General features: G+C 64.3%; 19 protein-coding genes. 15 read left to right on the plus strand and 4 right to left on the minus strand.

The window, feature by feature from the left end; translation table 11 throughout:
• The first annotated feature begins 34 nt into the window (after nt 1–34).
• The 3 genes from C8263_RS07270 to C8263_RS07280 all read left to right on the plus strand — a co-directional run bounded on the left by C8263_RS07270 (nt 35) and on the right by C8263_RS07280 (nt 2,872).
• On the plus strand, nt 35–778 hold the full coding sequence (locus tag C8263_RS07270) for a hypothetical protein (protein ID WP_107137456.1): 744 nt from the start codon (nt 35–37) through the stop codon (nt 776–778).
• 443 nt (nt 779–1,221) lie between these two features.
• Nucleotides 1,222–2,124: a hypothetical protein gene (locus C8263_RS07275; protein ID WP_146160624.1), complete on the plus strand. Its 903-nt coding sequence runs from the start codon at nt 1,222–1,224 to the stop codon at nt 2,122–2,124.
• A 352-nt stretch (nt 2,125–2,476) separates the two neighbouring features.
• A complete protein-coding gene (locus tag C8263_RS07280; protein ID WP_107137458.1) occupies nt 2,477–2,872 on the plus strand; it encodes a hypothetical protein in 396 nt (131 codons plus the stop codon).
• Between the two features lie 135 nt (nt 2,873–3,007).
• Here C8263_RS07280 and C8263_RS07285 read toward each other — a convergent pair whose 3' ends face one another.
• From C8263_RS07285 to C8263_RS07300, 4 genes are read right to left on the minus strand one after another with little or no spacing between them, the layout of a single operon-like run.
• Nucleotides 3,008–3,502 (minus strand): hypothetical protein, encoded by a 495-nt coding sequence (locus tag C8263_RS07285; protein WP_146160625.1) that lies wholly within the window; start codon nt 3,500–3,502, stop codon nt 3,008–3,010.
• Nucleotides 3,499–3,894, minus strand: a complete 396-nt coding sequence (locus C8263_RS07290) for a hypothetical protein (RefSeq protein WP_146160626.1) — start codon at nt 3,892–3,894, stop codon at nt 3,499–3,501. Before C8263_RS07290 ends, C8263_RS07285 begins: the two co-directional genes overlap by 4 nt.
• A gap of 15 nt (nt 3,895–3,909) precedes the next feature.
• A complete protein-coding gene (locus tag C8263_RS07295) occupies nt 3,910–4,353 on the minus strand; it encodes a radical SAM protein (protein ID WP_233218698.1) in 444 nt (147 codons plus the stop codon).
• A 32-nt stretch (nt 4,354–4,385) separates the two neighbouring features.
• Nucleotides 4,386–4,994, minus strand: coding sequence for a hypothetical protein (locus tag C8263_RS07300; protein ID WP_107137462.1), 609 nt, complete (start codon nt 4,992–4,994; stop codon nt 4,386–4,388).
• A gap of 593 nt (nt 4,995–5,587) precedes the next feature.
• Here C8263_RS07300 and C8263_RS19885 point away from each other — a divergent pair.
• The 12 genes from C8263_RS19885 to C8263_RS07355 all read left to right on the plus strand — a co-directional run bounded on the left by C8263_RS19885 (nt 5,588) and on the right by C8263_RS07355 (nt 26,431).
• The gene (locus C8263_RS19885) at nt 5,588–6,004 is read left to right on the plus strand and encodes an excalibur calcium-binding domain-containing protein (RefSeq protein WP_107137463.1); all 417 of its coding nucleotides are present in this window, start codon (nt 5,588–5,590) and stop codon (nt 6,002–6,004) included.
• 274 nt (nt 6,005–6,278) lie between these two features.
• The gene (locus C8263_RS07310) at nt 6,279–7,544 is read left to right on the plus strand and encodes a hypothetical protein (RefSeq protein ID WP_233218699.1); all 1,266 of its coding nucleotides are present in this window, start codon (nt 6,279–6,281) and stop codon (nt 7,542–7,544) included.
• Nucleotides 7,545–7,874 (plus strand): hypothetical protein, encoded by a 330-nt coding sequence (locus C8263_RS07315; RefSeq protein ID WP_107137464.1) that lies wholly within the window; start codon nt 7,545–7,547, stop codon nt 7,872–7,874. It begins immediately after the preceding gene.
• On the plus strand, nt 7,875–11,087 hold the full coding sequence (locus C8263_RS07320; RefSeq protein ID WP_107137465.1) for a tubulin-like doman-containing protein: 3,213 nt from the start codon (nt 7,875–7,877) through the stop codon (nt 11,085–11,087).
• Between the two features lie 2 nt (nt 11,088–11,089).
• On the plus strand, nt 11,090–12,331 hold the full coding sequence (locus tag C8263_RS07325) for a MotA/TolQ/ExbB proton channel family protein (protein ID WP_107137466.1): 1,242 nt from the start codon (nt 11,090–11,092) through the stop codon (nt 12,329–12,331).
• Between the two features lie 36 nt (nt 12,332–12,367).
• Nucleotides 12,368–12,979: an OmpA family protein gene (locus C8263_RS07330; protein WP_107137467.1), complete on the plus strand. Its 612-nt coding sequence runs from the start codon at nt 12,368–12,370 to the stop codon at nt 12,977–12,979.
• Nucleotides 12,976–15,546 carry a hypothetical protein gene (locus C8263_RS07335; RefSeq protein ID WP_107137468.1) on the plus strand — a complete coding sequence of 857 codons (2,571 nt, stop codon included), beginning with the start codon at nt 12,976–12,978 and terminating at the stop codon, nt 15,544–15,546. Before C8263_RS07330 ends, C8263_RS07335 begins: the two co-directional genes overlap by 4 nt.
• Nucleotides 15,539–18,145: a right-handed parallel beta-helix repeat-containing protein gene (locus C8263_RS07340; RefSeq protein ID WP_107137469.1), complete on the plus strand. Its 2,607-nt coding sequence runs from the start codon at nt 15,539–15,541 to the stop codon at nt 18,143–18,145. The genes C8263_RS07335 and C8263_RS07340 overlap by 8 nt, the downstream gene beginning before the upstream one ends.
• 557 nt (nt 18,146–18,702) lie before the next feature.
• Nucleotides 18,703–19,731 (plus strand): replication initiator protein A, encoded by a 1,029-nt coding sequence (locus tag C8263_RS07345; protein ID WP_233218700.1) that lies wholly within the window; start codon nt 18,703–18,705, stop codon nt 19,729–19,731.
• A 39-nt stretch (nt 19,732–19,770) separates the two neighbouring features.
• A complete protein-coding gene (locus C8263_RS19630; protein WP_233218701.1) occupies nt 19,771–20,112 on the plus strand; it encodes a hypothetical protein in 342 nt (113 codons plus the stop codon).
• Nucleotides 20,113–20,450: 338 nt separating this feature from the next.
• The gene (locus C8263_RS07350) at nt 20,451–23,141 is read left to right on the plus strand and encodes a PD-(D/E)XK nuclease family protein (RefSeq protein ID WP_107137470.1); all 2,691 of its coding nucleotides are present in this window, start codon (nt 20,451–20,453) and stop codon (nt 23,139–23,141) included.
• The gene (locus C8263_RS07355) at nt 23,138–26,431 is read left to right on the plus strand and encodes a UvrD-helicase domain-containing protein (RefSeq protein WP_199188340.1); all 3,294 of its coding nucleotides are present in this window, start codon (nt 23,138–23,140) and stop codon (nt 26,429–26,431) included. The genes C8263_RS07350 and C8263_RS07355 overlap by 4 nt, the downstream gene beginning before the upstream one ends.
• Nucleotides 26,432–26,445 lie beyond the last annotated feature (14 nt).

A 26,445-nucleotide genomic window follows, 5' to 3' on the forward strand; every position in this document is an offset into this window, starting at 1 on the left:
CCATACGGCTCCACGCTTCTGCCCAGAGGTGCTTATGACGCGCAAAACCACCCGCTCCAAGGCTGCGGCCCTGGACGCCCGCACTGGTCTACTGCAAACCATCACCATTACCCACGCCCTCAAGGAGCTCAAGCTGCTGGACAGCCGCATCAGCGCGCGTATCGGCAGCCTGAACGCCATCCGCGTCCGGCGTCACAACGAACCCCTGGTGGCCGGCCTGAGCAAAGAGCAGTTTGAAACGCAGGCGCGCGGCGCATACCAGGCCATCCGGGCCCTCATTACCCGCCGCGAAGCCATCAAGGCGGCGCTGGTGCAGAGCAACGCCACCACGCTGGTGACGGTTGGGAATGAACGCATGACCGTCGCAGCGGTGGTGGAGCGCAGGCGCAGCCTGGAAGTCCGCCGGGGCCGGGATGGCCTGGTGGACCACGCGCCGACCCTGGACGCGCTGGTGGCAGTGCTGAGCGCGCAGTACACGCAGGCCGTGAATGAGGAAGCTACCCTGCGCGCGCAGATCACGCGGGACAGTGAAGCGCGCGTGGCGGCCTTTCTCTCCAAGGATCAGGGCAAGGACAAAGGCGGCCCCAGCGACAGCAACACGCAGGAGATGGAGCGGCTGTACCGGGAGGCGAACGCGCCGGTGATGGACGATCCCCTGAACCTGTTGAGCGAGATGACAGCCATGCGTGAAGCGGCGGAAACCTTCGCTGCTGAAGTGGACCGCGTCCTGGACGAGACCAACGCCACGACGACCATCCGCGTGCCGGCTTCGGTTTAAACTTTCTGGGGTTGTCTGCGTGAATGCCGTTCAAGCGCGTTCCTCTTTTGCCTGCCCGGCGAAAACATCCTTCTCGGATGAGGTCTCGAAAACCTCCCATACCCCGCAGGGCTCACGGCTCAGAGGTCAGGGATCAGGGCTCAGGCTTCAGGCACCGCAGGGTTCAGGGCGCAGGACGCAGGACTCGATCAAATCCCGGATCAATGGTGTGCCCATGGGCACAGAAGAGTGGAACCCTCTTCGCGGTCACCGCCGGGCTGCGCAGCCAACCCCCCCATCCCCCGCTCCGGCGGGGGTTTTGCTTGCGCTGCGGTGGAGCGGGGGTCGGGTGGTCAGGGTGCAGGTGGGCGTGGACAGGCATGACGGGGCACGGGTGGGCATCGCCAGGATGGACCAGTGCCAACGACCTTCAGTGCCGTGTGAGCGCGGTCTATGATGCGGCCATGACGTTTCCCGTGCTCCGGCACACCGCGGTTCGGCAGCTGGTGCACGTCCTGGTTGATGGCCCCAGCGGGTACCGAACCGCTAGAGACCTGGAAGCGTTGTTCAGGGACCTGGGTCACGCCTCTGCCCTGCTCAAGACCGAATCCAGAATCGATTACGTCACCCGTGTCATTGAGGAAGCTCAACACCGCGGGCAGAGTGAACGGTTGTTGGAAGCGGTGATCCAGGCTGAAGCGGCCAGGGACACGCGCGCGGCCTTGCAGCGTCTGATCAGCGACATCCTCTCGCCGTACGGCTGGACAGTCCACCATGACCCAGTGGCCGGGTTCAGGGTGCAGCCTCTGGTGATTCAGGCCGCGCCCCTCACCCCAGACGTCCTGGACACACCTGACTTTGGGCACGTGTTCCTGACCGACGCCGAGGGCCAGCTGTTGCAAGACCGGTGGGCGGAGGCGGTGCTGCACCACGCGGGCACCTGGCGCATGGGGTCAATCGCCCTGAGCACGATGCTGGAACACGTGCTGGTGGCCTGCCTGCAGGCGTATCCCCAGCAGGCGCGGGCGTCGAGTGAGGCGCCTCAACATCTCGGGGCGATTCGGGAGTGGCGCCTGGAGGTGCTGCTCGCCGTCGCCCATGAACGTGGGTGGATAACGCTCACCGCCGCTGACTTTCCGTATCGGGTGCGGCATTACCGGCACTACATCACGCCCGCCCATGAGCTGCGGGAGGGCGACGTCTGGAATGACGCCCTGATGGGTGATACCTGGCGAAAAGTCAAACGCACCATGGATGAGCTTCGCGACCGCACACAGGCGATGCCGCCCGCCGTCACGAAAGCAGATGGCATGAACGCCTTTCAGCGGGCACAGCTGAACGCTAAATACCAGAAAAGACGCGTTTAGCGCGCGCCATATGGCGCACTCGGCCAGGCGGCCTGGGTTGATCGACGCGCCTCTTGAGCGCGGGAGGGAGGCCTCGGGCGAGGCGGCGCAGTGGTAAGGGGCTTAGGCGGCAGGAAACCACCGTCCAGGCGAAGCCAAACCGCAAGCAGGGACGTGGGCGCTGTTCCCTGCTTCGAAGCGTCGGATGCGGCCTTGGGGACGTCCAGCCTCCTGAGCCTGGGCCGCTTTCTGTCTCCAACCTGGCGTTGATCGGCTGGATTGCCGGTGACACAGTCGTTGCAAGGGACGATAGAGGGCGCCGCTGCGGTCATCTGGTGAGTCATGGCCTCGCCTCAGGCCGTATGGTGACCGCATGAACCGTCTTCACGCTGCGCTGTCCGGTGTCCTGCTCCTGTCGCTTGCCTCCTGCGCGCCGGAACGCATCGGTGAAGCGGCCGGACAACTCAATGAAGCGCGCGCCCGGGCGGTCAACACGGCCGCGCAGGCGTATATCCGTCAGTGCATGGTGGGCATTGAGGTCAAAAAAGTCGAGTCCGGCGGGAAGGACTATGCGTTTCTTCCCGAAACCAGCAGCTGTGCCGACGGCGTGCTGGGCCAGACGGCCCTGCCGGGTGCCGAGAATGTTGCCCAGTCGGAAATCGTCCCCAATGCCGACAAGACCGGTTACGTCCTGACCGTCGAAGCGGCGTCCGGGAAAACGTACCGTCACGACTCCCTGGCGGGGCCTGGTATCAAAGAGGTTGAGTAACGCGGCGCTGCACCGCAGCCAGCGGAAGGTTCAGAAGAGGGTGTGGCCTTGATCGGCAGCTCCAGTGGTCACGCGATGAATCTGGCCTGCGGTGAAAGCGTCACGCCCTCCTGCGAGGCTTCCTGCAGCAGCCGTTCAGGCTTCAGCGGCCAGGAGTTCCCGAATGGTGCTCAGCAGGTTGTGCTCCTCCAGGTCCATCAGGGCTTCAATGGTCGACCGGCGGGGCTGCGCCATCAAGGCCAGGGCCGCCGGCATCGTGCGCCGCGCCGCTTCAAAGGTGGCCCACTCATCGGCCGCCCACCAGGTCAGGGCACGCCGCACGATGCTGGGCGGCAGTGCGCCGATGGCCTCCAGGCACTGCCCAAAGGCGCGGTGGCCCTCCCGGATATAGACGGCCAGCAGACTCAGGCGTTCATCCGCTGACCAGCTTGGGAGCGGAACGTTCAACAGGCGCGCGGCTTCATCCACCAGGAACGCGTCCTCATTGGCGTCCAGGCTCCACCTCACGTCGTCCATCACTATCCGGTTCACTGCGCGCAGGGACGCGCCGCCCTCCAGGAGCCGCCTCGCAAGACGCGCGCCGCGTGGGCCGCGCACCCGGGCGATGATCTCGAACATCCGGTCGTTCATGCCCCGCTCCGGACGAAGCCTGGAGCGGCGAACGCGGTCAACCAGGCCGCGTCGAAGGGAAAGACCGGGCCACTGTGGTAAGTCGACGGCGCGAGGGTCATCTGGACAGCGTCCACATACGCGCTGAAGCGGCCTTCCTCCACGTGGTAGCTCCCAGGCTGCAGAAGGCAGGCGAGCTCCGCTTCGTGCTGCGCGGCGAGTGCGGTGTCAATGCTGACCGCGGTGTGCCGCACGTACTGGGGCAGATCCTCCAGCCACCAGTCGTAGGGTCGGGGCGTGGCATACACGCCCCGCCCGACTGCCTTGCAGCCCAGCAGGGTAACGCGCAGACGGTGATGCCCCGCCCGGCGGATCAGATCAAGGGTGACGGGGCGGGATAACGTCCCCATCACGAGATGCAGATTTACTTACCCGTCCCGCCGCGCGTGGAGGGGAAACAACCGGCCGACCTCCTCCACTTCATGGGCGGTCGCCACAGACACCGCGAAACCGCCCGCCAGGTCACGCAGGCTGGCCCAGCGTTCCGCCACCCAGGCGGGCCTGCGTGTGGTGAAATTGGGAACGACGCCGGCCTGACGGAACAGCCGCAAAGTTTCCAGGAAGTGAGGGTACTCGCTGACCTCGCCGCCCCCGAGCGCCACTTCGAAGACGCCCGCCTGTCCGGCCTGGTGCGCCACGAACGCCACATTGTCCAGCTGGGCGTGGGCCCGGTCCGGGCGGGAGTCCTGGTAGCAGAAGGTGCAGCCCAAGGAGCAGCGGTCTGTGAGCTTGACGTCCAGCAGCTCTGGCGCCCGCAGGCGATCAGGCACTGGTCCGAAAGAGACGCGGTGGCCGGTCAGCGGATCAAACACTGTGACGTGACCACTCTCCGACCGGACCTTCATCAGTCCTCGCCCCGCAGGGGCTCCATGAGGGTCTGATCGGTGCTGCCCAGCGTCAGGTGACGGTCCTCGTCCCAGCGGGAGTGCTCACTGCCATCATCGGCCCCGAACACTGCCACGTCCTGGGTGAGAAGCAGATCGCGGTACCGCGCGAACGCCTCGGGATCTGGCCCCCAGCCACTGGCGGCGCGTGGGAAGTGGTGGGCACTCTGGTGGTCGACGGTGTGCTCCAGCAGGTCCGTGTCCGCTGGGAGGCCACACAGTTCGCGGATCGCCGCAGCGACGTTTTCCCACTGGCGCCACACGTGCCGGAGGGTGTTCTGCGCCTCTGGTGAGTTGGAGGGCGCGAAGCGTTCCGTCCGGAGTTGTTCCAGGTCTGTCCAGGGAAAGTCGTACAGCGACATGACGCTTGACATGAGTTGGGCGGCGAGGAAGTGTCGCCGGGCCTCCTGGGTAATGAGCGTGAACTCCGTGCGTCCGTACTGTCCACGCTGCGGTTCATCCTCGGTCTCAGGCGCCTGTAGCAGCACCAGCGAATGGGAGGAGCTGGAATTGGTGGCGAGGCCCAACCGCACGCGCGTGATGTGGAAAGCGTCGTCTTGCGGGGCCATACAGTGATTGTAAGGTGGTTGGACCAGCGCTCTTGCCGTAGACCAACCGCCGGTTGCAGAGGTCGTACTTAACCTCCTGATCGTGGGGAGCAGCACTACCTGTGCGTTGTTACGGCGATCTGCCAGACCAGTTGCGCCGAGAGTTGTAGGGGACTTGAACTAACAAGTGGGCTGAAATTAGTGGTGTCCTTGTTGCTCAACATTCAGCAGCGCGATGTGGGTTGCGCACGTGACCATGGTGGTTGGTAGGGAGATTTCCTGTCGCAGAAGAGGGCTCAACGTACAAATCTACCCGGCCTGTGTCGGCACTTGCGCTGCGGCACGTCACAGGTTGACGCGGCCGTGCGTGAGACTTCAGGTGGAGGTTAGAACATGAATGACGGGATCAGGCGAAGGCCCAGGGCTAGCGGTGCCTTAAAGCATATGACGATGGGCTCTGGCAAAAGGTGCACGGATGTCTCTGAGTGCCCTGCTTTTCCTTTTCCTGTCAGTCAGCCCTCCTTGAGCCTTTGACAGCTGTATAGGCAGCTCCCTGTCAGTGGGCCTAAGAGTGGCCTGAGAAAATCGTAAAAAGTATGACAGTCTGATGTTGTATGAATTTCAAGAATTGGGGTTTTAGCGCTTTGCTATGGGGCATTCTGGCGGTGAGTGGAGCAGCGACTGCGGCGCAGGCAGTTACAACATCGAAAGTCAATCTCCGGCAGTACCTGGGGTCTGTGTCACGCGTAATTGCTGTACTTCCAGCCAATGCAGCATTGACTGTTCAGTTCTGTACTGGCGGATGGTGCAAGGTGACATACGGGCGTTTCTACGGTTATGTTGCTCAGACTTACTTGCGGATGATGCCAAGCGGCCCGCGCCTTAACAGCGTGCCGTCCGCCTCGCGGTCAGCGCTTTATTTCGCCAACTGCGGTGCGGCGCGGGCTGCTGGCAAAGCGCCCTTGTTCCGGGGTTCTCCGGGCTACCGTGCGGCTCTCGATCGGGATGGCGATGGAAGAGCATGTGAGTAACATCTCTAGCTTGGCTCGCAGGAAAGCCCAAAAGTTCTGAGACCAGCAGAACATGCAGTATCTGAACAGACTGCAGTGTTGTGACGAAACTGTCAGACCTTTGAAAGGTGAGTTGAGTGAGTATAGCCTTTAGGTTTTTTGGGAGCTTTTCGCGCCTCGGGCCCGTATTTAGCACAGGGCTTGCATGTGCTGGTCACCCCGCCCACGAACCACGCATCTTGCTCATTCTCTCATTCGGGCTGCGCCTGACCAGAGATCCTCGGAGGAACCGCACTTGATCTTCAGACTAAGCCTTATTCTCACTTTCTCTCTGCTCAGTGCCGCGTCTGCGCAGGCCACCAAGGGGAAAACGGAGCTGGACCGCAGCAGTCTCACTGCGGGTGTTGACCGCCTTGTAGGCACTGTTCAGGAGGCAGTCACCGCGTCCGGCGGGGATCTGGAACGCCAGCAGGCCCATTGGGTGTTCGCTTTCAGCACAGGACATTACAAAGCCGATCCACTTGGGGCGCAGGCCGCACGGGAGGTGGCAACCCAGTTCGTTCAGCGCATGGCTGTAACTGGCGATCAGGTGACCGCGCGGGCCTGGGAAATGACGACCTGGGAATACCGGAACCCTACCGCCCTGACGCTGAAACTCGGCAACGACCTTGCGGCGGATAAAGCCCGCGTGACCAACCTCTGGCCGACCACTCCGGCGGTCGGGAGTGCAGGTGGACATGACACCGAGCAGGCAGCGGTGGAGCTGACTCAGGTGTTTGCCAACGATGCAGGTACCGTGCTTATTCTGCTGACCAACACAGCGGCAAGTGTAGGTGCTGGCGGCTCAAAGCTGCTCGGCACCAATGCGCCAGCCTATCAGGGGCTCCTTGACCGCTGGACCAGAGTGGACGGTACGCAGGACGGCGCCACTCTCAATCTGCCTTACGTGGTTACCAGTCCCAATGGCGACGTGCAGGGGCAAATGCAAGCTGTCGTGTTCGTTCCCAAAACCTTTACCAGTGCGCAACTGACAGCGAGCACGCGAAGCGTGCAGCTCCAAGACAAAGCCGCCGCAAAGCCCTCAGGCCAGAAAGGCGCCAGCGTCGTTCCGTTGCTTGCTCTGCTCGTGCTTGGAGGCGCAGGCTTCGCGGCTTGGAAACTCTTTGCCTCAGGGGGCGGTGGACGCGGCTCAGTGCGCATTGCTGAAACGACGTTTGCGCTGCGCGACCTGCCCAAAGGCAAACCATTCTGCGTTCTGGCCGGTCCAGGGTACTCAGGTGAGGACGACATTGCCGTGGTTCCGGTTCAGGGCTTTCCATCCGCGCGCATTGCCGATATCTCCTGGGACGGTAAAGCCCTTAAAGTTCGTGGCGTTCATGACGATGTCAAGCTCAACAGCGTGAGTGGCCGGGTCGTGGCGTCCGACTCCGCCACACTGCCCCTACGGCTGGATGAACCTGACATGCCACTGGAATTTTCTGGCGAAGTCAGTGGCGCCGGCGGCGTTCCCCGGACCATCAACAAGACCGTCAATGTTTCGTTCTCTCAGGGAGACGCGTAAATGGATTTCAACAGTATTTTCGGTCAGGTCGTTCCGATGTACACCCAAGTGAACTTCTGGGTCACACTGGCAGTCACACTCGTCGTCTGGTATGCCGCTGCAGTCGGCTTTGCTCACGTGCTGTTCGGGGGCGGCGCCCGCACACCGGTGAATTCAGCGAAACAAGGCATGCTTTTGGCCCTGCTTCTGGTGCTCACTGCGCTCGCGGCCGGCACGTACTACCTCTTCATGCCTGCGGATTTGATTTACATGGTGACGGTGAGTGTAACGTTTCTGCTGCTCTCCTTGATCCTATCGGCGCTTTTCTCGAAGATGGGGGCGGAAAAGTAAATGGCGGACAACATGCGGGTTTTCAAGACGCTGGTCATTGGCCTTGGCAGCACCGGCACAGAAATTCTGGAAGCGCTGGCCGAGCGAATTGACTGGGAGGTCGGTGGCCTGAGCCGCGCACCCTGGGTGCAGTTCCTAGCCATCGAAACTGATGTGGCGCACCAGAACCGGTTCAACGGCACAGACGATTTTAAAACCCTGAGTGTGCCGGCCACAGCTTGGCGTGACATGCTGCGGAACCCTGAAAACTATGAGTCCAGCATCGCGCTGGAGAAATGGGCTGACTTGGACACGTTGGCGCAACTGCCAGCACAGAGCATCGACTCCGGCGCCGGGCACATTCGCATGGTGGGCCGCCTGGCCCTGCTCTACCCACCGAATTACAACGAGATCAAAAACGCCATCAACCAGCGCCTGGCACGCCTGCGCAATCTGACCGACGCCCAGGCGAAGACGGCGCTGAACACCAACAACGCCGGTCTCGAGATGAACGTGCAGTTCGCTGTGAACGAAGCCAGTGGTCAGACGGGCGTGCGCGTGATCGTCGTTGGCACACTCTGCGGCGGTACCTGCAGCGGAACCGCGAACGACGTTGGCATTCTGCTGCGGACCATCCTGGAAGAGGAAGAAAAGACGCTTGGCATGTTCACGTTGCCCCATCCGGGCCTGGGCATCGCGCAGAAACCAGACGCCGAGATCTGGAAGACAAACGCCTATCACGCCCTGGCGGAAATGAACCAGTACCATCTGCACAACGACAAGGAACGGTACGTCACGATCAAGTACCCGGACAAACCCGACGGCGCCAGCATCCTGCCGCACGATGCGATGCCGTTTGACCTCGTCTACCTGCTTCGTCCAAACAGCACCGAAAGCACAGATCTCGCGCGCCTCTCGAATGCCATTGCGGACCGGATGTTCCTGAACGTCTTTGTGCCAGAAACCGATCCAATGGCGTACATGGTGAATGCCGGTCCAGTTAGTGTGCAGCAGGGCCGGGCATTTGCGTTTTCTACGTTCGGGCTGTCGACCATTGAATATCCGATGCGGCGCATTCTGGAAGCGCTGAAGTACCGGACGCTCGTGCACGCTGTGGACCGGTGGAAGGACCGGAAGTACGAAGGTCGGCTGGATGAAGATCTTGATGCGTTGGGACTGACAGTCCCTGCACTCACGGAGTCATTGCTGCTTGACAGCTCAGGGGCCACCATTCGCGCGAGTCTGGACGCGAAGAAGAACGAGGTCATGCGTGCGGCGCGGTCTGGGAACCCCCAGGCGGCGCGCAAAGCCGTTGAGGAACTGCGCTCAGCTTTCAACAAAGAAACGGGAGAAGGCCTGCGCGGACTGGTGCACAGCACCGTGCACGACAACCGGCGCCGCGCGGCCGAGAGCATCCTGGAGAATGTGCGGGGACTGGTCAGCCGGCGGCTGCTGGACTACGACCAGGGGCCGAACGCGCTGATGGAAGTGATGCAGGCCGTGCAGCCGCGCCTGGGCGAACTGCGTGGCTGGGAGCCGGGCGAAGGCAAGTCCGGCGGCGCCAACGGTGTCCTGGATCAGATGGAAGCCATCCGGACCAACACCCTGCTGGGCCTCTTTTTCCTCAAGGGCAAGGCCAATCAACAGCAGTTGCCGGCCTTGAGCCGAGCGCTGGATGACGAGGTGAAGTCAAGAATCAACAACAAAATTCGGGAAGCCCTGCAGGACCGGGGGTCCGGGCAACGCGCTGAAGCGGGCACGCTGAGCATCATCGAAGAGGACACCCAGAAAATTGCCCGGCGGCTGATGAGTCTGCGCAAGCGCCTGACCAACCAGGCAGATCATTGGCGCGCCGCACGCGCCAAACTGGAGAACGATACGGCCGCCGTGAACGGACTGTCGCTGTTTGAGCCTTCCCCGAACGGCACGGTCGATAAGGAAGAGGAACTGGCCATCAACGACCGGCAGAAAGAAGCGCATGCGGCGCGACTGATTCGTTCGTGGGAGGCGCTCAACCGGGGCGTCATGCCAGGTGTTAATGACCCGGACTGGTTGCTTGGTCCGTGGGCCATTGGGCAGGACAATTTTGAGCGTGCACAGCTGAACGCGCTGGAGCAGATGGCTGTGGAGCCGTTTGAAGCCACGCTGCGCAGCAGTGGCAAGGACGTCGTCCGCCGTCTGTATGACCAGCGCAGCCCCAGCTTCGACCCGAAGAGTCAGGCCATGCACGCTGCGTCTCACGCGGAGTTGTTCTTGCAGCTGAATGAGCCTCTCGGACAGACGGATCCCATGAGTCCGCTGCCGCGCCGCAAGCTCCTTGTTGGGATGAACATGACCGACGAGTTCAAGCAGGCCATCCAGCCCTGGGTGAACAAGTCCCCTGAGGCGAAAACGGTGACCGGCATCGATCCGTACCGGGTGGTCATGCTTGAGGAGTGGTACCGGTTTGCCTTGCGCGGGGCAAACGACGTGCGTGACCTGTCCTACAGCCAACCCAAGCGCTTCAATACCTACTTCACCCGCAAGAGGAGCGACATTGACTGGACGCCCATCAATGACGCGGAAATCCGCAAACTGGAGGATGCCGAGCACCTCATGGTGCTCTCGGCCCTTCACGGCGTCACCCGACTGAGCGGTGGCCACCTCGTGATGGATTGGCCGCAACAGCCTGGCGAGCCGAACGAAGCTGAAAAGCGTGTGCGAAAACTGCCGGGTAAATTTGGCAAAGCTGCGCGGAAACTCGCGTTTGAAACCCACGATAGCTCCCGACCCGGCAAGAGCTTGACCAACGCCGCCACCTACCTCAAAAGCGAGATGGCCGCGCGAACAAAAGCCCTTGTGAACCGGTACGCCACCCCGCAGGAGGGACGCCGGGCCTACGTAGAATGGCTGCACAACGAGATGAAGACAGGCGCGGCGCGCGCCGTTCAAGATTGGAACGACATGGCGGCCCAGGCCACCCTGATGCGGCACCTGACGGCGGATGACGAGCTCAGGCAGGCCCTGCTGGAGACCTTCCCGCCGGACGAGAATCTTGTGTCTGGGCTGTACAAGGAAAAAGGCGAGCGCCTTCCCCGGGGCCGCAGTGCACCTCGGGATGGGTATTACTGCAAAGAGTGCGGCGGTCCGGTGGGCGAGACCTTTGATGAAGTCATCAAAAATGGCTTGCTGTGCAGCTATCACCCCGACGGCACGAACCATCCCTTCGGCATGCCCTACAGCCCGCTTGGTTGACGATGAACGAACTTCTGATTTCCATGATTCGCCTTCGGCCCGAAGGCTGGTTGACTGTCGTCCTGGTCATGCTGCCCCTGTTGGTGTATTTCGTGCTGGCCCTGGCCCGGGCAGCCGCCACACAACGCCGCGAGCGGCAGCGGTTGCGGCTGGTCCGGCAGGCCATCAGCGCGGCGCTCGACACGGACGATCCACCTGAGTCGGATGAGGTTGCAGAAGACGCGCTGGGAACCGTGCGTGACTTCCCGGCGTCCAGCGCTGTGAGGCAGGCCGTTGTGGCCGTGGCGCGCTCCCGCACCCTGGCCACACCTGACCTGCAGGCCGCCACTGTGGCCGTGACGGCCGCCAGTGAAGGCGAACTGGCCAGTGTCCGCAACGTGCCGAACCTCTTGATGTTGACCGGGCTCCTGGGTACCGTGATGGGGCTGGCGGGCTCGCTTGGCACCCTCGTTAAACCTATCCGCAACGCAGCAAAAGCCACTGAACCTGGGCAACTGGCCGGCGCACTTGCGGACACCATGGGCGTGATGCAAGGTGCGTTCGGGGCAAGCCTGTGGGGCATTCTGCTGAGCCTGCTGGCCGGCATTGCCTACGCGCTGGCGGCCCGCAAGCAAGAAGCGTTTCAGGACGAACTGTCGTCCTTTGTGCACGCCGAACTTGTGCCGGCCACATTTCCCAGAACCATCACGTCACAAATGGAACGCATGGGACGGTACCTGCGGGATGCAGGCAACAGTTTTCAGGACATTCATAAGCGCCTACAGGAGGTGGCGGGTCAGCTGGAGACGGTGCTCGGTCAGGCCGGCACAACCCTGGGGCAAAGCCTTGAGCAGCTGTCGAGCACCAGTACGCAGATTGAGAAGGTGTTCGGCAGTATGGACGAGTCCGTCCAGCAACTGACTGCGGGCTTAAACCAGGGGGTCAGTGACCTCGTTCAGGCGCAGGAAAGTGCCGCAACCTCCCTGCGGGCCAGCAGCCGAGAGATGGAAGCCCACCTGACAGCACAGGCCACCAGCATCAGCCGCCTGCAGGACACGGTGACCTCACAGACCAGCACCCTACTTGAACGGGTCGGCACGGTCGGCGACGCGCTTGGGCGAGCCAGTGGGAAGTTCGAGCAGGCGGGCGAGGTGTTTCAGACTGAGCAGAGCAACTACGCTGCCCGGCTGGACCGGAATTTTGAGCAGCTCACCAAGGCATTGACCCAAAGGAAGCTCGACCCGGCTGGAGTCAGTGGTGACTGAGCTGCGGCGGCTTGGGCGTTTGGCGAGCGGTGAACCATGACCCGCTCACGCCTCCAGGCAGAGGCCAATCCTTACATTGCGTTCAGCGATTTGGCGCTTAACCTCGTGTTTGTTCTTATTTTTTTCGTGGGCGGCATTCTGGCCGTCGGTCAGGCCGGCTGGGAGCAGGTGCGGTACCGGAATGCGCAGGAAAGCGTTGTTCGGGCCGTGAAACAGGCGCCCCTGACCGTCCGGCCAGTCCTGCTGTCTCCTGCGCAGCGCAACGACCCACCAGGCGCGCAACGCTGGGTATACCGGTCTCAAGGGATGTTCGTTGGCGACACGGCGACATTGTCCCCGGCCGGTCAGGCAACGCTGATCAGTTTCGCGCGCGTGCTCAGGGCGCAGGGTAAGCACTGGAAACGCGTGCGTATTGAAGGGCATACACAAACGTCAAAACCGAACGATCCTGAACGTTGGGATCTGTCCGCGGCGCGTGCGAGTGCCGTAGCGCAGGCGTTCTACCGACTTGGCGGTGTGCCGCCAAATCGGCTCGCAGTGGCGGCTCGCGGTGGGCAGACGCCCTACGCAGGTCGGAAGTTTGAGCCACGAAACGAGCGCGTCGAGATTGTAGTTGAATACGCGCAGAAAAGCGTGCCCTCCCCATGAACCGCGCGGGCCTCCTTCTTGAAGCTCAGCAGCCTGAAACGTCTCCTGAGCGGCTCCTCTGGCTGGCCACGGAAAAGGACCGCGAGGTGCGGCGCCTGGCACGCGCCAATCCCCGCTTTCCCGCGGCTCACCGGGCAGCGCTGGACCTCGCGGATTCGGTGCCGGGCCTCCTGGATCCCCTCCAGCTCAACCTCCTGGCGCGCCTTGGCCCGTGGGCGGCGCGGATTGCCGCTCGGCATGACCAGACCACGGACGATACCCTCGTTGAGCTTGTGCTGGCTGGGTACGCTCAGCAAGTCTTACTGTTCCAACCGAAACGCAGAACGCCGTGGCTGCTGGAGCAGGCCCGGCATCGCCCTGCACTGCTGACATTCCTGTGCGAAGGGCGACGCGTGCCGTGGCCTCTGCGCCACGCCGCCCAGCGACTGCGCCAAAGTGGCGTGTCAGGGGCGCACGCCGCACCGGCGCCGTCCGGTGAGGAACAGGACCCTGTGGCGCGCCTGCGCGCCACGCTGCTCGACCGCACCACAGGGCCTTTCCTCAGTGCCGAAGACATTGCGCTGATTCAGGGGAACCGCCGCCTTCAGAGCCTTGCCGCTCGGCATCCGTTTTTCCCGCTGGCGTTGTTACAGTGGCTTGACGGTCAGCAACCAGATGGGCAGGCCAGAGAAACCATTCTGCGTCAACTGGAGCATCTCGCACTCGCCTCGAAGCTGCTGACGGGCTACGCCGAACACGGGACATGGGAGGAGCGGGCCGCTGTGGCCCGCAATCCTCATCTGCCTGGAGACAGCCTTGACCGGCTGACCAGAGATGAAGACTGGTGGGTCAGGGCGGCGTCCGCAGAAAATCCTAATGCCACGCCCGAGGCGCTCGAACGGCTGGCCGGTGATCCTGAGCATGTCACGGTCCGTGAATGTGTCGCGGCCCACCCGCACACCCCAGGACCAGTTTTAGTCGTGCTCGCTCAGGATGGCGAGCCAACTGTGCGCGCTGCTGTGGCCCGCAACCCCAGTACACCGCCAGAAGCACTCGACCGCTTGTCTTGCGACACGAAGTTTGGTACTCGGGAAGCTGTCGCGGCTCACGCTCTGACCAGCCCCGACACCCTTCAGGTTCTCGCGCAGGATGCAAACGAGCGGGTGCGTCTGGTGGCGAGGACGCGTTCGGGTGCGTTGAATGAGGCCCAGGTTCAAGCTGCGCTCGCCACCCGCCGGCGGAACGTCAAGTTGGCCCTGGGTCTCACGCCGGCCCCACCACCGAGTCTCCTGGTCACGCTGGCCCATGACCGTCATCCCCGCGTCCGCGCCCAAACAGCCTGGAATCCGCATCTTCCTACAGAGCTTCTCAAGACTTTGACAGCTGACCCTGAGCTTGAGGTCCGGCGGGTGGCAAGTGCATTAAATCCAGACACACCTGCAGATCAACTGGCGTTCTTGCCGCGGTATGACGCCCGTGTCCGGCAGGCCCTCAGCCGCAATCTGAGTGCACCGGCCCCTGTTCTGGAGGAACTCAGTGACGACGCGCTGCTGGACGTACGCCTGGGCGTCGTGCTTAATGTCAGCGCGCCAGGGGGCGCGCTGGAGCGCCGCCTGCCGGAACAGCCGTTGCGCCCAGATATCCGTAGGCACCCCCGGTACGCCGGCCGGGTGCAGCGCAAACTCCATGAGTTGGAGCTGCACGAGGCCGAGCAGCCCGATGCGTCGCCAGACAGCCTGCAGGCCCTGAGTCAGAGTGACGCCGTGAAAGTTCGCAGGGCTGTGGCCATTCACGCGCACTCAAGCACAGAAACCCTGCTCGGCCTCGCCGCTGATGACAACGAGAAGATCCGCTTGGCCGTCGTATCCCGAGAGGCGGAGTTGGCGGTTTCTGTTCAGCAGCTGCTGGCCGCCGACCGAAGCGAAGATGTCCGCCTCCGTCTTGTGAGGCGCCTGGACCTTCACCTGGACGTGTTGCTGATGATTGCCCGGAACATTGACGAAGGTGAGACCGTACTCACTGAGGTGGCCCAGCATCCGGCGGTGACGCCGGATGCCCTTGGCATGCTCGCGGTTCACCGGTTCTGGCGGGTCCGGCAGATCGTCGCCCGGCACCCTGCCACGCCACTGCCAACCCTGCTGGCACTCGCGCAGGATCCTCAAGAGGAAGTGTTGAAGGGAATTCTGCGCAATCCCATGTGTACACCTGCCGTCATGCACCGCATGGTTCACCAACCGAAGATGAGGCTGGAGCTTGCCCATCATAGCCTGGCCGATCACACGGTTCTGGAAGCCCTGGCGTTTGATGGCCAGTATGAACGGTTCCTGCGCGTGCACAGTTGGACCAAGCGCTTGCCGCCCAGGATCAGCAGCGCGCCCCTTCTTGATCGCTGGCGGGCTTGGAGCCGCCAGCAGGCCAGCCGGCGCGCTGCCAAGGACCTCCATGTGCTGATCGCCGTGATTGAGCATCCAGCCGCAAGTCCGAAAGCGGTGCAGTTCGCACGTCGGCTGGACCATGTTGAGATTCACGCGGCCGTTGAACGCCGCCAGCTAACCCTGCAAGCGGGCCGTGAGGAACCCCATGACTGAGATTTATCCCGAAGGCACACGTCTGGCTGACAAGTACACCATTCGAGAGGTCGTCTGGCAGGGTCCACACGAAGTGCTGTACCGGGCGCAGACGGATTGGGGGCAGCCGGCGCTGATCTCCACCTTCGTGATCCCGAACGCCGACGCGCCCTCTGGGCAGCGGCTCAAACAGGCATTTATCCGAAACGCACGGTTGCTGGCGCAAGTTCAGCACCGGCATGTGGTTCGCGTTTTGGATCTGATAAACGAACCGCATGGCCCCGCGGTCGTGTTTGAAGATCGGCTTCAGACCACCCTACGCAGCACACTGGGCGTCCCACTTCGGCCGGAGGCTGTTGGCCCCATCACGCGAACCCTGTTTGAAGCGCTGGCGGCTGCGCACAGCCAGGCGCTGCTTCACGCCCGGATTTCACCTGACACGGTCTGGCTTGACGCGCAGGGTGAGCCAGTGCTGGGGCATTTTGGCCTGGTCACCATCGCCCTACAAGAAGGCCGCCAGGCTGTTGCCTCTGATCCACGTTACGCCGCGCCTGAACGGCTGGCGGGTGGACAGCTAACGCCCCAGACGGATATCTATGCCCTTGGTGCCACCCTCCTCGAAGTGGCCACTGGAATGACCCTTCCCCCCGCCAGTGCCCGGCAGCAGGGTGTGCCCCTACCGGTGTTGCCGGCCCATGTGCCTGGACCAGTTGCTCAAGCGCTCCAGGAAGCCCTTGTGCTGGAAGCGTCCTCCCGGGCTGTCAGTGCCAGCGAGGTACTGGAGCATCTCGACCGTCAAGTTCAAAGTGCTCAAGTTGCAGAGGAGGATACGGTTCCGGTGCAGCCCGAGCCACCGGTCGAGACCAGGCCCCATGCACCTCCCACCGGGCGGAGTCTGCCTGCCCAAACCCCACGCAAAACGATTCCCCCAGGTCTGGTGTGGGGCGTCCTGACCGGGTTGCTGCTCGTTGGTGGGACGGCCGCCGTCCTGTCCCGCACCGCGTCAGGCTTCAGGAGTACAACAGGTCCGGCAACTGTTACCAGCGCCGCAGAGCCGGCCATGGTCGCCGACCCAGCAGCCCTTTCGTCTGCGCCGGCAATGCCGGCCGAAGCGGCCGATCAGGTGCTCCGTACGGAAGTGGTGAATACCACCACACTCAACCTCCGTGCGGAAGGAAACAACACCGCTGCAGTGCTGGCCACCCTCAACCGCGGAGCTTCTGTCGAGGTGTATGAAGTCCAAGGGGAGTGGCTCCGTGTTCAGACGTCGACAGGAACACGCGGCTGGGTGAACGGCACCCTTACCCTGCCACTGATCAGTGCAGAGGACACCGCCGTGGTTGTCAACGCGATGCAGCGGGGCGGCACGGTGGAGCTGGCCCGGGGCGCGTATCGCCTTGAAGCGCCGTTGCTGCTGAACCGGTCAGTGACTGTGACGGGCGCCGGTGCAAAGGCCTCTGTCCTGTTCAGCAGCGCGCCTGAAGACACAGTCATTCTGCAGCAGGCCGACGTGACCCTGATGGCGCTGGGGGTCACGCATATTGGTGGCACACCCGCCAGAACCCTCCTTCAGGACGGCGGCACCCTCACCCTGCAGAGCGTGCTGCTCAGCGGCGCGGTTCGCGACAGTGACGCTGCCGAATACGGTAGTGGGCTATGGGTCAAAGGCGGCGGTGAGGCCGAGATTGACCGCGCGACCTTTACCGACAATGCCTTCGGGCTGTATGTCACCGACACCAGCACGGTGCAGGTACATGCGTCGAGTTTCACCGCCAACCGCGAAGGAGGTCTACTCTTCAAGGATGACAGCAGCGGTGAAGTGACCACCAGCGCCATTGAGGGGAATCTGGCGCACGGCGTCCATGTGTTCGGGGCGGCGTCACCGTCGTTTACGGAAAATCAGATCCGTCGTAACCGTGGACGGGGCATGACCGTGTATGGCGAGGGTACGCCCACTGTTACGCGAAATACGTTCGAGGAAAATGGCCTGCAGGGAATCGGCGTGCAGGACACAGCCGAGCCTATCATGATCAAAAACACCATCCAGGGCAACAAGGAGAGTGGCATCACCTACTTCGACAACTCAGGCGGCGTGGCGCAGAACAACACGATTCAGGCCAACCTGACAGCCGGCGTCCGAGTAACCCAGTATGCGGCGCCCACCCTGGACGGCAACACCATCACCCGCAATAAGGAAAACGGCATTGGTTACTCCGATTTCGCTTCTGGCGACGCGACTGGAAATACCATCACCAATAATGAAAAACCGGGGATCTCTGCATGGGGCGATGCATTGCCTCTCCTCCAGAACAACGTGGTGGCGGATAACCGGCAAAGCGGCATTATCATGGCCGAACGCAGTACCGGGCGAGTGGTCGGCAATGAAATCACCGGTAACCTGCTTTACGGGTTAATCGTGACTGGCCAGGCTGCCCCTGAGGTGGTGCAAAACACTGTTACAGGCAACCGGAAAGGCGGCATTTTCTACAAACAGCAAGCGGCAGGTTCTGGCTACGGCAACAGCTGCTATGACAACGGTGGCGGTGATCTGCTCGCAGAGCTTGATCAGGACAATGAGGGCCCTGAATTCAGTCAGGACGGCTGCAGCGTGTCTTATTGATTGGCGGATGGTCTATGGTGACGCCGGTGCCCGGTGAAGGGCGCAAGCTGGGGCGTGAATGGATTCGGCCTCCGCTACAGATCTGGGCGAGTGGCGGCCTGAACGAACCACGTTAAAGATGCCCTGATGGAGCTGTCAGGAGCGCTGGGGCGCACAGCTGTTGGCCGTGCGCCGGTTCGTTGCGCAGGCGCGTCCGGCTTGTCTCTGTGGCAACCATTGGTCCTCCAGTGACACACCCGTTGCAAAGCGGTTCAGGTGGGTGACACACCCGTTGTTTGCAGGGCTCATCTCGGTGACACACCCGTTGTTTTCTATGGGCGTCGCCAGTGACATACCCGTTGGAGATGGCCTCCTTGTGAGTGACATACCTATGGTTTGAGCCGTGACACACCTGTTGGCACCCCAATGATCCACCCGTTGCATTCAACAGCTCCCGAGTGACACACCCGTTGTATTCGTTCGTCAGCACGGTGACATACTGGTTGCTTCCTCGGTGACACACCCGTTGGCATCACGAGGATTTCACCGTCCTGGGAGAGAATTTTCCATTCGCACTGATGATGTCATCACTTCATTTCTTTTTCTTCTTTTTCAATCAGTCCGGTAAAATCATCATCAAGCCCTTGAAGATCCTGCCGCGCCACCACGATGACCTGAATCTCTCACGCCTCAACCTGATCGTGGCTCTCGACCAGGTGGAAATGCAGGAGTGGAGCGTGACCTCCGAATTCCGGGGACGAATCGTCCGCATCAGCTGCGAGTCGGGTGTGAAACACGCGGTTCCGCACGGCCTGGACAGTGACGTGAGCGCGGCGCTGATCAATCTCTACATTGAAGAAGGCATGCCTGAAGACGGCCGCCTGACGGTAGCGGCCACCGCCCTGTTGCAGCTGTGTGGCTGGCACAAGTCCGGCAAGTACCTGGGATTGCTCCGAGGATGTCTGGAACGCCTTCACCAGGCGAGCTACACGGTGTCCGGCGGCTGGCGTGATCACCCGAACCGCCGCTGGACGCACGCCAAGTTTCACTTTATCGAGTCCCTGAATTTCACCACCCTCGATGGTGTGGGGCGGTTTGACGAGCGGTCGATGATTGTTCTGCGCCTGGCCGATGACGTGGTGTCGAGCATCCGCAGTGGGTACGTCAAACCGCTTGACTCGGAATTCATGTCCACCCTTTCGCGGCCGCGGACGCGGGTACTCTACCGCGTGCTGGACGCCGCCCGGATTGATCCCGAAGATCCAGAGCGGCAGGTCGACACGCTGACTTTCCCTGTGCTCGTCTGGGGCGACCAGTGCAAGATCCCCAGTGACGCGCAGGCGTGGCGGGTCATCCGTGCGCTCAGTGCCCCGCACGAGGAACTGATCAAGCGGGGGTACCTTGCCGATGTGGTGCTGTCGGGGCGGGGCAAGGACCAGACCGTGCGGTATGAATTCGCGCGTGACTTCACCCGCGTCGACCCGGCCCTGATGCGCAAGTTCCGGGAGTACGGTGTGGCCGACGGCATGGTGCGTAAACTCGTCAGGGACCACGGCGAGCCGTTCCTGGCGGAAACGGTGGCCCGCTTTGCAGCTCTGATCGCCTAAGGTGTACTGGTCGTGCGCAAAACCAGGGCGGCGGCCCTGATGCACCTGATTGCGCATCCGGATGATTATCTCTACCCGGCGTCACCGTCCAGACTCACGGTCAAGGCGCAGCGCCCAAGGTCAGAACCGTTACAAGCAGAACCTTCGCTGGCAGACGACTTTGCCGGCCTCACGCCGGAACGCGCGGCGGAGCGGCTGATCCGGCGCCTTGATCTTCATTACCGCAAGCTGCTGAAGGCCTCGGATTACGATTCCCTGCGGTTCCAGGTGCAGAGTGGTCAGCAGTCCCCCGCGGAGCTCCTAAAGGCGGGTATTGCCGCCGCAGCGGCGGGGCGGCGAGAGCAGTTCGTGGCTGAATTGCGGCAAGGCGCTCCTGATTAACAGCGGTGCTGCAGGGCAGGCTTGAGACGCCGGTTGCCAGCCATACCAGCAGAAATCACGTGGCCTTCAGTGTGTCTCACACGTGGCACCGGCGTCATTCCCTGTGCTGAGCAGGAACTGAGCGCCAGCTGTTCTCAACAGTAGGCGTGAAGGCCAGCTGGACCTGCACCGGCATGGTGGCCGCGTCACTGCTTGACGCGGCCGGGCGTGACACTGCTGTCAGGAGAGCCACGCATGAATGAGACGGTGAGCACCAGACACGCTGCCCAACAGCTCCAGGAGCGGGCCAACAGACACCTGAAACCGGTGGGCACGCTTCAGCGGCCCGGAGCCAGCGCGTGAACCGGACCCTGCTCACCCATCCCTACCCCAGCGTGCTGCTTACAGGTGCCGCTGAGCGCTTCACGCCCGACATGCGCCTGATCGTGCCGAACCTGCAGGCCGGGCGAGACCTGCGCGGAGTTCTGCGGGGCGCGGGCGCGGCCATTACCCTTACCCAGGCCGCGCGCGAGGCCCTGCGGGACGCGGGCTGGACGCCCCTCACGCCTGGGGCGCGGGAAGCGTTTGTGCGGGCCGCCCTGGCAGAGGTGCCGCTGGGTTACCTGGCGCCGCTGCGCAGTCGGCCGGGAACAGTGTTTGGCCTTCAGAAGCTGATGGGCGAACTCATGCGCGCGAATGTGGAGCCGGCGGCGCTGCTGTCGGCGGCGGCCCCGGGCCGGGAGCAGGACGTGGCGCAGGCGTACGCGGCGTTCGTGGCCCACAGTGAAGCGTCGCGGACGTTTGATGCGGCGGGTGCCGAGTTCTTCGCGGCCCGCTGGGGTCACGTGCAGGCGCGGCGAACCCTCATGCACGGGTTCGCGTATCTCGACGCGGCGCAGACCGCGCTGGTGGACCGCCTGCTGGCGCCGGGTTCCGTGGTCACGCTTCCCTTCGCTGAGGACGCCCGTGGCTTGAAACGAATTCAGGACACCCGCGACGCCCTTGAGTGCCTGGGATTTTTGTCTGAGCCGCTGGCCGGAACCGCGCAGCGCTCAGGGGATCAGGTGGTGGCCGCTTACGTGGGTGGCCGCCCCGCGGCCCAGGCATTTCGCCGTGAGGAGTTTCCAGATATTGAGTCGGAAGTCCGCGCGTGCTTGCGGCAGGTTCAGGCGTGGCTGGCCGAAGGCATCCGCCCGGAGCGGCTCGCCGTAATCGTGCGCAGCGAAGGTGCTTACATCGGTGCGATCGCAGATGTCGCCCGCGAGTATGACCTTCCCGTCGTGAGTGGGCAGCAGATGCCACTGGTGCAAACTCCGCTGGGCGGCCTCGTGCAGGCCTGGGTGGATGCCCACGCCCGGGACTGGCGGTACAGCGCGGCCCGCCGGGTGCTCACGCATCCCTTGGTTACCCTGCCGTTTGACGCCCTCGCGCAGGCACGGGCCCTGCAGCCCGGCTGTCCCCGTGGCCTGGCCGCGTGGCATGAAACCCTCACCTGGCTGGAGGTGCCGCCGCACACCACGTGGCGTGATGGACTAGGCATCCTGCAGCGCCTGTTGGTTGATCTGAGCGTGCGGGGCCGTTGCGTGGCCGACCCAGCGCTGAACGTGGCGCTGACCCTGCTACTTGACCAGTTGCAGGCCGAGTCCCGCTGGACGGGCGAGTGTTCACGCGAGGCCCTGCTGACCCTGGTGGCGCACGTGCTGAAGACCGCCACGGTACCCGTGCTGCTGGGCCGCAGCGGCGTGCGGGTGGCCAACCCCCTGGCCGCCCTGGGTCGCCGGTTTGACGCGGTGTGGGTGCTGGGCTTGGCTGACACCCTCTTCCCAGTGCGGTCGGTGGACCATCCCCTGATCGACAGCGTCACGCGGCGCCGTTGGGCGGATCAGGGCGTATCCCTGCCCGACGCGTCTGCCCTGGCCACGGTGGAAGAAGCGCTGTTTCTGGGCGCCCTGGCAGGTGCCGGCCTGGGATTGGTGGTAAGCCGTCCGCGCCGGGGGCCTGACGGCCGGGAGCTGCGCCCCAGCCTTTTCTGGGACCGGGTGGGGCCCGGTGCGTCTGCAGCGGCCCATACGCTGCCACTGGGCTCAGAAGGGGAGCGCCGGTTGGCGCTGGCCCTGGGGGGCCAGGTGTTGCCTGACGCCGTGCAGGCCAAGGTGCAGGTGGAACGCGACCGGGACGCCGGTCTTCCCGGGCCTCATGCGGGGCAGCTGGGAACCCCCATCTGGGCCAGCGAGCGCCGCTGGAGTCCTTCCCAGCTGCACGCGGCGGGCGCGTGCCGCTACCGCTGGTTTGCCCAGAAGCTCCTGCAGTTGGGGGAGGTGCAGGATCCTGACCAGAGTGAAGATCGCCGCGTGGTGGGCACGCTGCTGCACGCCGCGTTGGAAGGGGCCCTGCAGGGGGAGCAGCCGGGGGACCGCGCCGAGCAGCGCCTTGAGCGCGCCGAAGCGGCCCTCAAACGCCAGGAGCGGGCCCTGTGGGCCACTGGTGACCTGCGGGGCGGGCCGCTGTGGCCTGTGCAGCGCGAGGAGATTCGCCGGGCCGCCGCGCGCGCCATTCAGAGCCCAGCGTTTCTTCCCCCCGGCTGGACCCCCGTGCAACTGGAAGAGCGCCGGGAATTTACCGTACAGGCTGTCGGGCACACATTTGCCCTGGTGGGCATCGTGGACCGCCTGGACCGGACGCCGGACGGCCTGACTGTGACGGACTACAAGACGGGATCGTATGTCAGCAAGGTGGTGCGCGGCGGTGTGCTGAACCTGGAAGTGCAGCTGCCACTGTACATGGCGGCGCTGGGCGCAGTCAGCGGCCGGTACTACAGCATCGAGAAGGCCAGGACTTTGCCGGATGGGGCTGGCCCAGGCGCCGAGGCGCCGCGCCGCAAGTACCGCTGGGACGAGCATCAGGCGAATGTCAACGTCTTCCTGACCGAGTTGGGGGACGCGCTCGCGCAGGGCAACGTCGCGCCCAGCCCGGACCGGAAACGCGAGGCATGCGGGTACTGCGCCGTGCGCCCTGTGTGCCGGGACCGTGGTGTGGAGGTGGGCGCATGACTGTGGCCGCGCCCGCAGACCAGGGCAGGCCACAATTCACGCCCGCGCAGGAAGCGGCCGTGTTCTCGCCCAGCAGCGTGGCCATCTCTGCTGGGGCAGGCAGCGGTAAGACGCGGGTGCTCGCGGAACGGATCCTCAACCTGCTGCGTCAGGGCGTGACGCCTGGCCAGATCGTGGCCGTCACCTTCACGGAAGCGGCGGCTGCTGAACTGCGCGAACGCATCACCCGCTACGTGGAGCAGCGGGCGGATACTGAAGGCCCGGCCTGGCAGACGGTCCTCGCGGGGCTGCCCCTGATGCAGGTGAGCACCATTCACGGCCTGTGCGGGCGCGTGGCGCGCGAGCACCCGGTGGAAAGCGGCGCCGGCCTGAGTTTTGAAGTGCTGGATGAAACGGACGCCCAGGCCTGGTTGGACGAGCACCTGTTCCCGGTGCTGGCGGAGTTGCCGGTCGACACCTTGCTGGCCGTGCCGGGCAAGATCCGGTCGGACGTGATCCGCACGCTGCTGGATGACCCCACAACCGCCCGGGACGCCTTGGAGGTCGCCGCCAGCCTCGCGGCGCTGGCGCCGCAGGAACGGGCGCGGCGGGCGTGGCAGACCGTCACTGGCCCCTGGAATGCGGCGATGCAGACCCTGCAGGGCGTGCAGGGTCCGGCGGGGGATGACCTGGAGCAGATCCGGCGCGCGGTGCTGGCGGTAGCGTCTGCCGCGCCCGTGCAGGGGGCCGCGCTGCGTGCCGTGCGGGCCGCCCTGCAGCCCCACAAAGGCACCATCGGGAGGGGCTGGACAAAGGACGCCAAAGCGGCGGCCCACACGGCCCTGAAAACCCTCAAGGTGTTGGCGGCCCGCGACGACCTGCTGGGCGAGGCAACCGACGCGGCCCTGACGCATGACCGCGCGGTGCTCGCGCTGCGGGAAATCTTCACGCATGTCCGGACGCGCTTCTCGCACCTGAAGGCCGAGCAGGAAGTCGCAACATTCGCGGACCTTGAAGCGTACGCGGACGCCGCCCTGGCGCATGACGCGGTCCGGTCGTACTACGCCGCGCGCTGGACGCACCTGCTGATCGACGAGGCGCAGGACACCAACCCCGTGCAGTGGCGCATTCTGTCTGCCCTGGCCGGGGACAGCGTGAACCTCACGGTGGTGGGCGATGAGAAGCAGAGCATCTACGCGTTCCGCCGGGCGGACGTGAAGGTCTTCCGCGCCGCGCAGGACGCGGTGCTTCGGCGTGGGGGCGCCGTGATTCCCATGGGCACGTCCTTCCGCACGCACGCTGGATTGGTGGCGGCCGTGAATACGTACTTCAAGGGCCTCATGCGCGGCCCGGATGAGGCCCGGCCCACCGCCGCGCGGTTCGAGCCGCTGAACGCCCACCGGCGGGCCCATCCGGACGGTGAGGACGCGCCCAGCGTGGAGCTGCACGTGATCCAGGGGGAAGACACCTCCAGCCTGCGCCAAGCGGAGGCCACCTACCTCGCCGGGCGCATCCAGGCGCTGCTGCTCGCCGGTCCCGCCGTGTACGACCGGGCGCTTGAGGGCACGCGGGCGCTGCGGCTCTCGGACATCGCCCTGCTGTTCCGCGCCCGCACGGACCTCAAGGTGTACGAGGACGCCCTGACGCGCGCGGGACTGCCGTTCGTGGTGCACGGCGGCCGGGGCCTGTACGACCGACCAGAGGTGCAGGACGCCGCGAACCTCCTGCAGGCGGTGGCGAATCCGGCAGAGGACATGTATCTGGCGGCGGTGCTGCGCGGCCCGCACGTGCAGGTGACGGACGACACGCTGCTGGCCCTGGCCCAGGCGCGCGGGGCAGGGGAGAGCCTGTGGCAGGCGGCGCGGCGCAGCGCGCATCCGGCGGTTCAGGCGGCTGTCACGCTGCTGCTCAGCCTGCGGGAGGCCGGAGCGACCCTGAGCGCCTCACAGCTGCTCGCGGAGGCCGACGGGCGGACCGGGGCGCTGCTGGTGCACGCCGCGCAGCCGGACGGCCTCAGACGTGTGGAGAACCTGAGGCGCTTCCACGCGCTGCTGCGTCAGTGGGCCGGGGACGGCGTGCGGGACGCCGCGAGTGTGGCTGATCACCTCACGCGGCTCGCCCGGCTGGGCGCGCAGGAAGCCGAGGCGATCAGTCCGCACCCGGACGCCGCGCAGCTCATGACCATTCACGGCAGCAAGGGCCTGGAGTTTCCCGTGGTGATCGTGGCGGACGCGCTGCGCAGAGGAGGCGGACTGGCCCCAAGCGTGCGGTTTGACGCGGCGCTCGGCGTGGCCCTGAGATTGCCGGATCTGGAGGAGGACCTGCCCGAGTGGGAGGCACTGGAACGCCTCGCGCAGGAGCGGGACCTCAGTGAAGCCGAGCGGGTGGCGTACGTGGCGTTTACGCGCGCGGCAGACCTGTTGATCCTGAGTCTGACCGGGGGAGACTCTGGCAAAGCCCAGGAGCGCTTCGAGGCCTTCGTTGCCCACCTGCCGGAGGAGGGGGTCGAGCGGCATTACCTCTCGCCTGAGGAGGTGCCGCCGGTCGAGCCGCTGGGGCTGGTGCACGCAGGCGGGCAGCCCCACCTGGAGGTCCGCAGTGGCCCCGGGGTCATGCTGCCCAGCAGCCTGCCGGTCACCAGCCTTGCGGCGTACCTGGCGTGCCCGCGCCGCTTCGCATATCAGTACCTGGAAGGCCGCCTGCCGCTGGCCAGCCTGTGGAGTGAACGCCTGCAGGCGCAAGAGCGCAACCCACACCAACGCGCCGCCGGCCGGCAGATCGGGGACGCGGTGCACCGCGCGTTCGAGCATGGCTGGACACCTGCAGAGCTCCCGGAACGCCTCGCGTACCTCGCGCCGGTCGACCAGAAGCTGGTGGCCGATTGCGTGCAGGCTTTTCAGGGCGAGCTGTTCGCGGAGGTCAACCGGCGGCCCTACCGGCGGGAGATGGCCATTCAGGTGCCCGTCGGCCCGCTGCTGTTTGAAGGCGTTGTGGACGCCTTTGATGAAGCGGACCGGTTCGTGCTGGATTACAAGACGGACCGCGCCTTTCACCCGGAGCATCACCTGCCGCAGCTGGCCCTGTACGCGCATCACCTGAACGCTGAGCGCGCGGCGCTGGCGTACCTCAAGGACGTCAAAGCCCTTCATGTCTTTCGGGAAGAAGACCTGGCCCGGGGCATGCAGCTGGTCGGGGGGGCGGTGGAACAGATGACCGCCCTGGACTTTGCCCCCACACCGGGTGCTGGCACCTGCCGGACCTGTGCCTTCCGGGGCGTCTGTGACGCCGCCGTTCTGGTGGAAACCCTGTGAGACCCGCCTGTCAG

Origin of the sequence: Deinococcus arcticus (assembly GCF_003028415.1) — a bacterium.
Classification (GTDB): domain Bacteria; phylum Deinococcota; class Deinococci; order Deinococcales; family Deinococcaceae; genus Deinococcus; species Deinococcus arcticus.

What these genes read in the sequence shown, in the direction of transcription:
- C8263_RS07270 (WP_107137456.1), top strand. Translation starts at nt 35, where the DNA reads ATGACGCGCAAAACCACCCGCTCCAAGGCTGCGGCCCTGGACGCCCGC.
- C8263_RS07275 (WP_146160624.1), top strand. Translation starts at nt 1,222, where the DNA reads ATGACGTTTCCCGTGCTCCGGCACACCGCGGTTCGGCAGCTGGTGCAC.
- C8263_RS07280 (WP_107137458.1), top strand. Translation starts at nt 2,477, where the DNA reads ATGAACCGTCTTCACGCTGCGCTGTCCGGTGTCCTGCTCCTGTCGCTT.
- C8263_RS07285 (WP_146160625.1), bottom strand. Translation starts at nt 3,502, where the DNA reads ATGAACGACCGGATGTTCGAGATCATCGCCCGGGTGCGCGGCCCACGC.
- C8263_RS07300 (WP_107137462.1), bottom strand. Translation starts at nt 4,994, where the DNA reads ATGGCCCCGCAAGACGACGCTTTCCACATCACGCGCGTGCGGTTGGGC.
- C8263_RS19885 (WP_107137463.1), top strand. Translation starts at nt 5,588, where the DNA reads ATGAATTTCAAGAATTGGGGTTTTAGCGCTTTGCTATGGGGCATTCTG.
- C8263_RS07315 (WP_107137464.1), top strand. Translation starts at nt 7,545, where the DNA reads ATGGATTTCAACAGTATTTTCGGTCAGGTCGTTCCGATGTACACCCAA.
- C8263_RS07320 (WP_107137465.1), top strand. Translation starts at nt 7,875, where the DNA reads ATGGCGGACAACATGCGGGTTTTCAAGACGCTGGTCATTGGCCTTGGC.
- C8263_RS07325 (WP_107137466.1), top strand. Translation starts at nt 11,090, where the DNA reads ATGAACGAACTTCTGATTTCCATGATTCGCCTTCGGCCCGAAGGCTGG.
- C8263_RS07330 (WP_107137467.1), top strand. Translation starts at nt 12,368, where the DNA reads ATGACCCGCTCACGCCTCCAGGCAGAGGCCAATCCTTACATTGCGTTC.
- C8263_RS07335 (WP_107137468.1), top strand. Translation starts at nt 12,976, where the DNA reads ATGAACCGCGCGGGCCTCCTTCTTGAAGCTCAGCAGCCTGAAACGTCT.
- C8263_RS07340 (WP_107137469.1), top strand. Translation starts at nt 15,539, where the DNA reads ATGACTGAGATTTATCCCGAAGGCACACGTCTGGCTGACAAGTACACC.
- C8263_RS07345 (WP_233218700.1), top strand. Translation starts at nt 18,703, where the DNA reads ATGATGTCATCACTTCATTTCTTTTTCTTCTTTTTCAATCAGTCCGGT.
- C8263_RS19630 (WP_233218701.1), top strand. Translation starts at nt 19,771, where the DNA reads ATGCACCTGATTGCGCATCCGGATGATTATCTCTACCCGGCGTCACCG.
- C8263_RS07355 (WP_199188340.1), top strand. Translation starts at nt 23,138, where the DNA reads ATGACTGTGGCCGCGCCCGCAGACCAGGGCAGGCCACAATTCACGCCC.